The sequence below is a fragment of the Methylomonas sp. TEB genome (assembly GCF_047777895.1).
Classification (GTDB): Bacteria; Pseudomonadota; Gammaproteobacteria; order Methylococcales; family Methylomonadaceae; genus Methylomonas.
In genome coordinates this window covers 1,742,371-1,754,748 of record NZ_CP180476.1, presented here as the reverse complement: position 1 = coordinate 1,754,748, position 12,378 = coordinate 1,742,371, and the positions used below count along the sequence as shown (strand labels likewise).

General features: G+C 53.6%; 10 protein-coding genes. 4 read left to right on the top strand and 6 right to left on the bottom strand.

The features are described 5' to 3' along the window. Positions 1–87 precede the first annotated feature (87 nt). Positions 88–642, top strand: coding sequence for a cytochrome b (locus ACMXD4_RS07960; RefSeq protein WP_415880403.1), 555 nt, complete (start codon positions 88–90; stop codon positions 640–642). 54 nt (positions 643–696) lie between these two features. On the opposite strand, the gene ACMXD4_RS07955 is transcribed toward ACMXD4_RS07960, so the two are convergent. The 5 genes from ACMXD4_RS07955 to ACMXD4_RS07935 all read right to left on the bottom strand — a co-directional run bounded on the left by ACMXD4_RS07955 (position 697) and on the right by ACMXD4_RS07935 (position 3,929). Further along, complete coding sequence (locus ACMXD4_RS07955) at positions 697–1,110, bottom strand: Dabb family protein (RefSeq protein WP_415880402.1); 414 nt, start codon at positions 1,108–1,110, stop codon at positions 697–699. Positions 1,111–1,171: 61 nt separating this feature from the next. Further along, complete coding sequence (locus ACMXD4_RS07950) at positions 1,172–2,185, bottom strand: M48 family metallopeptidase (RefSeq protein WP_415880401.1); 1,014 nt, start codon at positions 2,183–2,185, stop codon at positions 1,172–1,174. Next, entirely contained in the window at positions 2,186–2,377 is a 192-nt protein-coding gene (locus ACMXD4_RS07945) for a DUF898 family protein (protein ID WP_415880400.1), read from the bottom strand. Between the two features lie 148 nt (positions 2,378–2,525). Next, complete coding sequence (locus tag ACMXD4_RS07940; RefSeq protein ID WP_415880399.1) at positions 2,526–2,891, bottom strand: hypothetical protein; 366 nt, start codon at positions 2,889–2,891, stop codon at positions 2,526–2,528. Then, on the bottom strand, positions 2,892–3,929 hold the full coding sequence (locus ACMXD4_RS07935; RefSeq protein ID WP_415880398.1) for a YjgN family protein: 1,038 nt from the start codon (positions 3,927–3,929) through the stop codon (positions 2,892–2,894). It lies immediately after the preceding gene. A 213-nt stretch (positions 3,930–4,142) separates the two neighbouring features. Between ACMXD4_RS07935 and ACMXD4_RS07930 the strand changes: the two genes are divergently transcribed. Further along, on the top strand, positions 4,143–5,723 hold the full coding sequence (locus ACMXD4_RS07930) for a methyl-accepting chemotaxis protein (RefSeq protein ID WP_415880397.1): 1,581 nt from the start codon (positions 4,143–4,145) through the stop codon (positions 5,721–5,723). 136 nt (positions 5,724–5,859) lie between these two features. Here the strand turns inward: ACMXD4_RS07930 and ACMXD4_RS07925 are convergent, their stop codons facing one another. Then, the gene (locus tag ACMXD4_RS07925) at positions 5,860–6,426 is read right to left on the bottom strand and encodes a thioredoxin family protein (RefSeq protein ID WP_171695937.1); all 567 of its coding nucleotides are present in this window, start codon (positions 6,424–6,426) and stop codon (positions 5,860–5,862) included. A gap of 97 nt (positions 6,427–6,523) precedes the next feature. Here ACMXD4_RS07925 and ACMXD4_RS07920 point away from each other — a divergent pair, with 97 nt between their 5' ends. Together ACMXD4_RS07920 and ACMXD4_RS07915 are read left to right on the top strand one after the other, a co-directional pair. After that, complete coding sequence (locus ACMXD4_RS07920; RefSeq protein WP_415880396.1) at positions 6,524–11,644, top strand: AAA family ATPase; 5,121 nt, start codon at positions 6,524–6,526, stop codon at positions 11,642–11,644. Positions 11,645–11,672: 28 nt separating this feature from the next. Then, positions 11,673–12,374, top strand: coding sequence for a response regulator (locus ACMXD4_RS07915; protein WP_033155367.1), 702 nt, complete (start codon positions 11,673–11,675; stop codon positions 12,372–12,374). Positions 12,375–12,378 lie beyond the last annotated feature (4 nt).

Genomic DNA, 12,378 nt, shown 5'->3' with positions numbered 1-12,378 from the left:
ATCCCCAGTCGTGGGCATCGTTTGACAAATCGGCTCATTGCAAATTCGGCGTATTATGATTTTCTTGGCAAAAAGGAGCAATTAACGATGCGAAACCATGCCAACGAACGCTATGGCACGATGACGATTGCCTTGCACTGGCTGACGTTCATCGTGATGGCAGCCGGGTATGCCTGTATCGAGCTACGCGAATTGTTCCCCAAAGGCAGCGACCCGCGTGAAACCATGAAAGCCCTGCATTTTATGCTGGGTTTATTGGTGTTAATGCTGCTGTTGCCGAGACTGGGTTTCCGTCTGGTCGGCCCCACACCGGCCATATCGCCGGAACCGCCGGCCTGGCAACGGCAGGCGGCACGTCTGGTGCATCTATTGCTTTATGCATTGATGTTGGGAATGCCGATAGTCGGCTGGTTGGCATTAAGCGCGGCCGGTAAAACAATTCCGTTTTTTGGCCTGGAGTTGCCGGCGCTGATCGCCGAAAACAAGGAACTGGCCAAAACGATCAAAGAAATACACGAAACCGGCGGTGTGATCAGCTATTACCTGATTGGCTTACACGTCTCGGCGGTACTATTTCATCATTACGTGCAGCGGGACAACACCTTAAGCCACATGCTGCCGGCGCTGAAGAAGCCAGACTGATACTGTCCAGCCATTCCTGGCTACAAATCCGGGAAACGGCTGGTCACAACGTCATTACTCGATAAAATCGTAAATCTTATATTTGTCCACCAAGGGCCGCAGCACCTGTTGCGCCACGCGCAGATATTCCGGATTCTGTAAAAACGCCTCGTAAGCCTGCTGGCTTTCGTAAATGCCGGATACGGCCACATCATAGCTTTCATCTAAGGCAGCATTCGCTCGTCCACGATTAATCGCCGCCGGTGTACCGACATCGTAAGCCAGCACGCCTGGCAATTTAGCCAAGCCTGCACTGCCTTCTATATATTGTTGCCGCAATTTTTCATCACCCGCCTGTTTCAACCAAACGATAACCACGTGATGCACTTTGCGATTTTGCGCCTGCTGGTCTGGTTTGGCAGTATAGGCACAACCGGTTCCGCCGGCTGCCAGCAGCCCCGCCAGCGCGAGGACATAAAGACGTTTCATGGTGTTTTATTCTCCTGATACCTATAAATGGATAGCCAAAATACTCCGGCTACCGAGCATTTTACAGCCCGCGCAAGCGTTTGATCCGTTCTTCGGTATTGGGATGGCTGGATAAATAATCCAGCGCTTCAAGCGATTCTACGGGTTGTTTGGGTACTGTGGTTTGATGGGCGGCCTCCAGTTTTTCCAATATATCGGCCAGCCGACTGACCGGAATAGCGTTGGCGCGCAACAGTTCTGCGGCAAAAGCGTCGGCACGGCGTTCAAAATCGCGCGAATAGCGGGTTTGTAATAATACGGTCGGCGCGACGGCCAGCAGACTGCTGACATCGCCAATGTACCAAGCCATCGCCAAACCCACCACAGAAGCCTGTAGCATTTGCCGCAGAGCATGTTTTTCGTGGACATGGCCCATTTCGTGGGCCAGCACCGCCAAAATTTCTTGGTCGTTGCTCGCCAAACTCACCAAGTCGTCCAGCAGCAGCACGCTGCCGCCAGGCAACGCAAAAGCGTTGGCACCCAATGCCGGGCTAGCGCGAAATTCAATGTGCGCGGGCCTATCCTCACCCGGCGGCAAAGCCAAACGCTGCCAGCCATCCTGAATGGTTTGCCGACGTTCCTCGGATAGTGTACTGGGCTTCAACAAGGTTTGATCAAGGCTGGCGAAAAACTGCGTATCCATCCGTTCCAGCAAATAAACCGGCACTTGGTCCGCCGCTGCCCGCGCCGCATAAGGCAATCCAAACAAATACGCAACAACGAGCAGGCTAAAAGTTAACAGCAGCGCCGCCAACGCATACCACCAACTATTTTCCATACCCGCTACCGCGCTACTACCTGCATCCTGCAACATCTCGGCAAAACCTTGTCGATCTGCCACTTCACAACGGCCGCCATCGGCGAACAAAATCAGGCGCGGCGTGCTGCCGAGCGGCGGCGGAATTTTCAGACTAGCTAAATTTTCGCGGCGGACAATCTCCCGGCCCTGCAACAACAGCTTGTCGCCCTCAACACAGAGGGTAACGGGATGCGGCCGGGCTTGCCGCCCGTCGTAGTAAACGGCCGTAAGCAACATTTACAAGGCAATATCGAAATCAAACATCTCGGTCATTTCCTCGCCGGCGGCGGAAGTATTTGTCTGCAAACCGGCCACAAACTCGTCGATGCTGCCGCGTGGCAATAATGCGACGCGCTCGATGCGATACCGCGCCAAGCGAATAGCGACAAATTGCTTGTACAAGCCCAAAGTCCATAGTACATGTACCAAACATAATACCCACCATCCCCCGCGCCCCAAACCGGGCCTAAAAACCAAGCGGTTCAAATTGCGTGTTATTTCTGACTAAGTTCTGCGAACGCGCCGCGACGCAGGGATAGGCCAGTAAAAACAAGGCCAGATAAGTACCCCAAAACACTCATCGCATCCACATGATGTGCAGAGTCAGATGCTGCAGAGCAAACAAATACAACGCGACAAGCAGACTCAAAGTTAACAACAACACTGCCAACGCATACCACCAGCTATTTTCCATACCGGCCAGTGCTCTATCCGGCAACATCTCGGCAAAGCCTTGCCGATCAGCGACTTCACAACGGCCGCCATCGGCGAACAAAATCAGGCGCGGCGTGCTGCCGAGCGGCGGCGGAATTTTCAGACTAGCTAAATTTTCGCGCCGCACAATGTCACGGCCCTGCAACAACAGCTTGTCGCCCTCAACACAGAGGGTAACGGGATGCGGCCGGGCTTGCCGCCCGTCGTAGTAAACGGCCGTAAGCAACATTTACAAGGCAATATCGAAATCAAACATCTCGGCCATTTCCTCGCCGGCGGCGGAAGTATTGGTCTGCAATCCGGCCACAAACTCGTCTATGTTGCCGCGCGGTAATAATGCGACGCGCTCGATGCGATAGCGCGCCAAACGAATATCAGCAAACGGCTTGTACAGCCCCAAGGTCAGCAAAGTCAACAGGACGTTGCTAAACATAATACCCAGCATCTCCCGCGCTTGAAGCTGGGCCTGAAACCCGTGCGGACCCAATTGCGTGCTATTCCAGACTAAGTTCTGCAGACGCGCCGCGACATAGGGATAAGCCAGTAAAAACAAGGCCAAATAGGTGCCTATCGCGGCTACCAATACACTCATCGCCACTAATTGCTCAGCCTCGACCGGAATCAGCTCCTTGCTACCCAGCAACATAACGCTGACCATCAGGCCGGCAAACACCAGCACACCTATGAATATCGTCATCAGATAGATGCGGTAGTAGGCGCCAATGCCGGCAAAGAATTTAAAAAACTCATTACCGTACGTGCTGTTTTCCCGGTTGTAACGAGCCATGCGCTGTTGCGCCAGCGGCCACAGCAACCCCAGAGTCAAAGCCGATAATACCGGCAATAGCAGAAAATTGAAGTACGCCTCTCCGGTGCTGCCATGAAACGCAAAACGTAAGCCTCGGTAACTGGTGTTATGCATTCTAAAGCGGAGCGAACGCATCAACAGCCAGGGCATCACCGATACGATCACCAGCAAAATTGCCAAGCCTGCAACCCGATCGAATTCACCGACCAAGGTATAACCAGCAAACAACAGAAAAGCGACGATGCGTCCTTTCAAGATCGCCTTGGGATCGCCGTGGTAGTCAAAACCCGCACCGGCTAAGGTAGTGTGGCGGTAAAAATATTGGTTACGTTTGACTTTGGCCCAGGCTGAGTAAACGCCCAAGGTGACGATACTCAAGCAGACATTGACGATCCAAATCCGGAAATACTCGCCACCGCTGCCGCTGAATTGCAACTGCCGTGATTGATATTCTGTCATTTCCATCCTCATTTTAGGTTTTTCCGTTGCAAGCATAGTGCATCGCCGCTATCTAACAATAAAAACGGCCTGCAGATAACACACGCTAGTCAGGGGCCGGCTTTTGCAATCGCCGTAAAGCCTTTTATACTTCCTCGACAAAAGCGGTGCAGACCAGTCAGCCAGCGCTTGCGTGGGAACTTACCTTTCTATCTCTGCCGACCCGGTACAAAAATGAGAAAAAACCTACCCGTTACCCAACGTGAATTGATTTACTCAGCTTCGGCTACCATCACCTCCGGGACAGATCCCGCCGGCAAGATCAATTATGTCAACCAAGATTTTTTGAACACTAGCGGCTTTAGCGAGGCAGAGCTGTTAAACCAGAGCCATAACATCGTTCGCCATCCCGACATGCCTTCCGCCGCATTCGCCGATTTGTGGCAAACCGTGAAGAGCGGCCGGCCATGGATGGGAATTGTCAAAAATCGCTGTAAAAACGGCGACCATTACTGGGTGGATGCTTTTGTCACCCCGCGCTTCGAAAATAGCAAGATTGTCGGTTACGAATCGGTGCGGGTTAAACCGGACGTGACCTGCGTGACCCGCGCCAATACTGTCTACGAAAAGCTGAAACACGGCAAAAATATCGATTCGCCTTTGAGCCGCATCGGTTTGTCCGGCAAACTGACCGGCGGTTTTGCAGTGATTCAATTAATCACCGCCATCAGCCTTTATCTGAGCGAAACGTGCAGTTTTGGCGTAGCGACAGCAATCTTCGCCGGCCCCTTAGCGGTCGGTTATGCCTGGGTTTGGCTGGTATTACAACCTTTAAATGACGCAGCGGCAGAAGCGCGCCGGGTGATCGACAATCCGGTGATGCAGCAGATTTACACCGCCGATGGCGGCGAAGTTGGACAATTACTGTTGGCGGTGAAGCTTTTAAAAGCCAAATCCCGAACCATCATACGCCGTCTAACTCAAGCCACAGAACCCCTGGCAGGCAAAGCCGATACGAGCTACCAGGCAGTCAGCCAAGTTAGCGCAGCGATGGATAGACAGCTGGCGGAAATTGAACAGATTGCCTCGGCGATACACCAAATGAGCGCCACCGTCAGCGAGGTCGCCCGCAGTGCCGCCAACGCCGCTCAAGCCGCCAATGATGTCAATCGACAATCGCAAGAAACGCTTTCGCGGGTCAACAATACCATCCAAATGATAGACCGCTTAGTGGTCGCGGTCGGCCAAGCCGAAACAGTCATTAAAATTGTGGCCGATCACAGCAAGAAAATCGGCGGCGTCCTTGATGTGATTCAAGGGATTGCCGAGCAAACTAACCTGTTGGCGCTGAATGCCGCCATCGAAGCAGCGCGCGCCGGCGAACAAGGCCGGGGATTTGCCGTCGTGGCCGACGAAGTCAGAACCTTGGCCGGACGCACGCAAAAATCCACGGAGGAAATCCACAAAATGATCGACGGCCTGCGTTCCGGCGTCAATAACGCCGTACAGGAAATGGCTAAAGTCAGGGAAATGGCGGCAACCGGCGCGGAACACGGAAAAAACTCCACCGAATCGCTGCAACAAACCACACTGTCGGTCAATATCATTAACGACATGATCGTGCAGATCGCCAGCGCCGCCGAACAGCAACATATTGTTTCCGAAGAAATTTCCAGAACGGTAGAAGCCGTCGGCAGCTTATCGCGACAAACTACAGAGCATGCGGTTCATGCCAGTACGGCCAGCGGCGGTGTCTCGGCACTCAGCAAAGAGCTGGATATGTTGGTTGAGCAATTCGACGACGTACCACGCTAAAAACGCACCGTGCCGAAGGCTGGGGGCAATGATTTGTCAGCCTGAATACACTCCTGCGCAAGCCGCCGCCAGAAAAGTTCAAAAACCTGAGCGGCGGTTTTTACCGAAGTGACAACGGGTTGCGGATTACCGGCATTTACTCCGCAAGTTTCCACTTGATGTTACAGCCGATGCTGGGAATTTGTATCGTATCGACAGGCTTTCCCGCCAGCAAATTATCCAAGGCATTGCGCAAATCCTCGCCGGTAACCGGCACATCATTCTTCGGCGTGGCGCCATCCAGGCGGCCGCGGTAAACACAAGCCAGATCGGCATCGAACAGGTAAATATCCGGGGTGCAGGCTGCCTGGTAGGCTTTGGCCACCGCCTGCGATTCGTCGTACAAATACGCGGCAAACGGATGCCCCCAGTCCGCCATCATCTGCTGCATTTTATCCGGCGCATCCTGCGGATAGTTTTCGATGTCATTGGCACTGATCGCCACCGTCGAAATGCCTGAGGCCGCGTATTGCCGGGCAATGGCGATCAATTGCTCTTTGACGTGCAACACATACGGGCAGTGGTTGCAGATAAACAAAATCAAAGTGCCGCGTTCGCCTTTCAAGTCCTGCAAAGCATACTCGCGGCCGGTCACGGTATCCGGCAAACAAAAGTCCGGGGCGATACTGCCCAGAGGCAGCATAGTGGAGGCTGTCGCGGCCATGGCTAATCCTGTTGAGTCAAAACAAGACTAGAATTATAAAACAGCCCGCCCCCGGAACTGCCGCGAAAATCGCCTTAACTTTCCCACTCGCCAGCGCATGATCGATATAAGCACCCGAACCGTTCCGCTTCAAAATGCTCCGCAACTGGACAGCTATGTGCTGACCGACAAACTCGGCGAAAGCCTGCAAGCCACGGTTTATAAGGGCTATCACAAACACGTGCCGGAATACCCGCTGGTGGTTAAATGCCTGAAATTGTTGTCCAGTTGGGACGACCAATCCCGGCATCTGCGGCAAAAAATCGAACGCCTGAAAGTATTGCACGACCCGCGCGTCTGCACGCCCTTGGCTTTGGAATCCAACGACGGCGATCAATTCATCGTCCAGCCTTGGTTCAACGGCCAACCGTTGAATGTATGGATCGCTCAACAACAAGCGGTGAATCTGAGCGATTTTTTTACATTGGCCTGCTCCTTGGCCGATACCCTGCAATCGGTGCACGATGCCGGCATTACCCATGGCGGCATCAAACCGCACAATATTCTGGTGCAATCCGGCAGCTTGAGTCTGCGCCTGACCGACTTCATCACGCCGCTGGACATCCGCGATGTCAGTCATTTCATTTACGATCCGGAATTTGTCCGCAACACCCTAGCCTATACCTCGCCGGAGCAAACCGGGCGCATCAACTACCGGGTCGATTTCTCCACCGATTTGTATTCGCTGGGTATCGTGTTTTACGAACTGCTGACGGGCCGACTGCCGTTTTTTTCCGACGATCCGCTGGAACTGATTCACTCGCATCTGGCCGAGGAAGCCATCAAAATCCACGACATCAGTCCGGGCATCCCCAACACCCTGAGCGAAATCATCGCCAAACTGATTTTGAAGCAACCGGAAAAACGTTATCAAAGTGCTTCAGGTTTGTTGGCCGATTTGCTGCGCTGCCAAAAAGAACACGAAACCACCGGCAGCGTATCGAATTTTGGCATAGGCCAACACGACCGCAGCCGCCGGGTGGTTTTCATTTCGAAAATGGTCGGCCGCCAAAGCGAAGCTGAGCTCATTCGCCAGGATTACAGCGAGGTGACCCAAGGCCGGTTTCGTTCGGTGCTTATTTCCGGCCTATCCGGCATTGGCAAAACCCGGCTGATTCAGGAACTGCAAAAACCACTGGTGAAAAATCGCGGTTATTTCAGCTCCGGCAAGTTCGATCAATACCAAAAAAATATTCCCTACAGCTCGCTGATTCAGGCCTTGCGCAATCTGATACGCACCTTTCTGACCGAAAGCGACGCCCAAGTGCATGATTGGTCAGCAAAAATTCTCGACGCGCTGGACAATGCCGGCGGAGCGATCATTGATGTGGTGCCGGAGCTGGAATTCATCATCGGCCCGCAAGCCGAAGTACAGCCCTTGCCGCCGGTGGAAGCGCGTAACCGTTTCAACAATTTGTTCGGCCGCTTCCTGGCTTGCCTGGCCAGCGAGGACAATCCCTTGGTGTTATTCATCGACGATCTGCAATGGTGCGACAGCGCCACCTTCGATTTTTTGCAAAACCTGTTCGCCAATCACCGCGAACACCCCTATCTATTTTTGCTGGGCGCGTATCGGCATAACGAAGTCGATAGTGGTCATCCTTTGACCAAATTGATCCGTAGCGTGCGAGAAAACGCCGGCCCACTGGCCGAGATCCATTTGACCGAACTCAGCGACGCCGATTGCCATGAAATGGTTGCCTACATTCTGGATTCGTCGCTGAACGCCACCGCCAATTTGGCCGACTTTATCGCCCATCTGACCGAAGGCAACCCCTTATTTGTCAGTGAAAGTCTGGCCTGGTTGTACAACGAAGGTTTACTCAGCATCGACGCCAATCAACACTGGCAATGGGATATGAACCGCATCCGCGACACGCAAATGCCCGCCAGCGTGGTGGAACTGTTCAGCGCCAAAGTGCGTAAATTGCCCAGCCGGACTTTGGATATTCTTTATCATTGCGCCTGTATGGGTAATCGCTTCACAGCGGAGGATGTCGGGCTGGTGCTGGACAAGCCCATTGAGCGACTGTTCGAGGACTTAAAACCGGTATTAAGCATGGGCCTGATACTGGAAAATAAAGCCGACCTGCAATTTGTCCATGACCGGGTACAGGAAGCGGTATTGCAGCAAGTTGCCGCCGCGGCGCGCCCCGGCATCCATTGGCGGATCGGCAATCGTTTGCTGTCGGCGGTGCCACCGGGTGCCGAGCTGGTCAGCCTGGACAATTTATTCACCATCGCCGCTCATCTCAATCAAGGTTGCCCGAATGATCTGGACGAAGAAACCGCCTACTGGCTGGTGAATATCAACTTTAATGCCGGCAATAAAGCCCTGGATGCGCTGGCCGGGGATGCCGCCAACGAATTTTTCCTGAAGGCCCACCATTATTTGCCGCCCGATTGTTGGGAAACGGCTTACGCGCTGACGTTTCGGATTTATCAGCGCTTAGCAAAAACCGATTTGATGTGCGGCCGCTACGACAGCTCGGAAGCCTTGCTGAATCGGCTGATCGAGCATGCGGTCAGCGACCTGGATAAGGCCGAGGCGTTGGCCGATCAGACTACGTCCCTGTCTTCATTCGGCAACTTTAAGCAAGCTATCGCCACGGCCAACCGTGGCTTGGCGTATTTCAACAAATCCATTCCCGACGATCCCGAACAAGCCCGGCAACGCATGGAAAGTCTGATGCTGATCATTGACCAGCAAGACGATGTCTGGCAAAAAATCCTGAACATGCCGTTTACCGAGCAGCGGCAAAGCAAAATCGAACTGGCTTTTTATAGCGAGTTGATTCCGGATTTGTACATGTGCGGTCTGGTGCCGCAGCTGTATTTATCCGCCGCCCAATCCACCCTGCACTGCCTGGAAGGCGGCATGGACGAGTCGGTGATTTATTCGTTTTCCATCATGGGCCTCAATCTGGGCGAACAGGGCAAATTCGCGCAGGCGTTTCTCTATCAGGATTTAGCGCACGATTTGTGCGCCAAATACCCCAACACCTTTGGCGCCACCCGCGGCATGAACGGCATCGTCTGGTGCAATATGCACTCGCGCAGCCACCCGGCCGATATTGTCGATTACGCGCACAAGGCCATTCAGTCCGGCAAGAACTGCGGCGATCTCTACAACGCCGGCCTGTCCTACGGCCCGCTGATGTGGAATCTATTGGCCCAGGGTAAAAACCTGCGCTGGGTCGAGGAAGCCGCCGATGAATGTCTGCAATTTTCCCGCAAAAACCAGTTGTCGTTTTCAATAGGCCTAGCCCAGGCGGTGCTGGCCGGCTGGGTATTACCGATGAAGCCCGATTACCGCCCGGTCGATATGCAAACCACGCTGGCGGACTGGCAGGCCAATAACTATGTGGCAGCTACCGGCAGTTACTTCGCATTACTGGGTTTTGCCCAATATTACCTGGGCGACTATGGTGCGGCGGCAGTATCGCTGAAAGCCGTGGAAAACTATTTGCACGGCTTAACCGACAATGTTTTGAAACGTCTTTGGTACGCCTTTCGGATCTTGAACTTGCTGCGCTCGGAAATGGATGCGGCGCGAATCGATGCCGAAATTGCGCCCTTGCTTGCGCAACTGGAAGTGTGGGGGCAACTTGGTCCCTTGCTGAAACCCTACCTAATGTTTGTCCATGCCGAGCTTGCCAGACAGCAGGGCCAATACCGCGAAGCGCGCAATCTGTACATGGATGCCATTGCCTTGTCACTGGCGCAGAACTATGGCCTGCTGACCGGCCATATATACGAAACGCTGGCAGATCTGTTGCTGAAGCACCGCTTGGGCGACGCGGAACTGTATTACGGCGAAGCGCGCCGCCACTACCGCTTATGCCGTGCCGATGCGAAAAGCAACCAGCTGCAGGAACGTCATCAATACGTCAGTCCGGAGACCGGCGCCAGAATAGCCAAACCTCAGCCCGCTCCCACCACCTTACCTAGTCTGGACATCAGCTATCTGATGAAATCGGCGCTGGCGTTATCGGCAGAAATCGATCTGACACAATTGATGCAAAAAATCATGGCCGTGGTCTTGGAAAGCTCTGCCGCCCAGCACGGTTATCTGTTGATCAAACAACAAGACGAATTATTGGTGGCCGCCGAGCAGCACGTCGGCAAAAAGCGCACCATACACAAACACTATTACAGCTTGAACAAGGTGCGCGGCATCTGCCACGCCATCGTCAATTACGTGCAACGTACCCACGAAAAAGTCGTGCTGAGCGACGCCTGCAGCGACGGCGAGTTTCAAAATGCGCCCGAGGTTGTGGCGTTTGGCTTACGCTCGGTATTGTGTTTGCCGGTGATCAAGCAAAGCGAATTAATCGGCTTGCTTTACCTGGAAAACCGGCTATCCGAAGGCGTATTCACCCCGGAAAAAATCAGCATGACCGAGCTGTTGACCGCCCAAGCGGCTATTTCGTTGGAAAACGCCCGCTTGCTGGAACAAACCCGCCAAGCTTACAAACAATTACAAGAAAACCAGGATCATATGCTGCAAATGGAAAAGCTGTCGGCACTGGGCACGCTGGTCGGCGGCGTGGCCCATGAGATCAACAATCCGCTGATGGGCGTGATGAACTTCGTCGAATTTGTCTCGGACCGCACGGAAGATGCCAAATCCAAGCAAATACTGGCGCAAGCCTTACAGCAAATTCAACGCATCAAAAACATTGTGTCGAATATGCTGGTGTTCATGCATCAAAAGACCACGCCAACCGGCAGTTGCTCGCTAGAGGAAGTTTTAGGCCAAACCTTGTTGTTGCTGGAAGGCGAATTGCGCAAAACCGCTATCCAAGTCCGTACCGAGATACCGGAAAACTTGCCCAAACTCGCCTGCACGGCGGAAAGCATGCAACAGATTCTGATCAATCTATTGATCAATGCCCGCGATGCGCTAAGCGGTATTGCGCAACCCGAAATTGAAATCAGCGTTCGTTGTGCCGAAAAAATGCTAGAGTTGAATATAAAAGACAATGGTCCCGGCATCCCCGACGAAGTACAAGGCCGCATGTTCGACCCTTTCTTTACCACCAAACCGCCCGGCCAAGGCACCGGACTGGGTTTATCCGTCACCCGCCGCTTGATTCAAGATGCCGATGGCTCGATAGCCGTGGAAAGCCGCATTGGCGAAGGTTGCTGCATCCGGTTAAAATTCCCCCACTTTTAGTATTTGTTAACGAATAGAGACACAGGCGATGGTAAACAACATTCTGGTGATTGACGACGACCCGGCGGTACGCGGCGCCTTCAAGCTGATTCTGGAAGAAGAAGGCTATCGTGTGCGCGAAGCCGAGAACGGTCTGCAAGGTATCGCCATGGTGGAAGCCGATCGTCCCGACTTGATATTTCTGGACTTACGCATGCCCGGCATAGACGGCGTGGAGACCTTACGCCGCCTGAAGGCGTTGGACACCAGCTTGAACGTCTATATCGTCACGGCCTTTGCCGCCGAATTTATGGATCAACTGAAAGACGCCCATGAAGAAGGCTTGCAATTCGAACTAGCCAGCAAACCCTTGTCGGCGTCGCAAATCCGCAATATCGCCCAAGTGGTGCACATCGCCAAAGTTCACGAAGAACGCCGGGCCAACCACCATAAGCTGGTTTTGACCTTATACGTGGTGTCGCTGAATCCGGAAACCCGTAGGCTGGTGGAGCAAATCAGCGCGGTGCTGGCCGGCATATACGAGCCCGGCCATTGGGTATTCGACGTGGTCGAAGTATTGGGCATGCCGGAAAAGGCGCTGGAAAAAGAAATCTTTGCTACGCCGATGCTGGTGCGCGACCTGCCGGAACCGGTGTTGAAACTGCTAGGCGATCTTTCGCGAATGTCGTCGGTGATGGCGGCCATCACTACCCAAAATGTTGGTACAGGTGTGCAGACAGTGATCGTTTGATGCC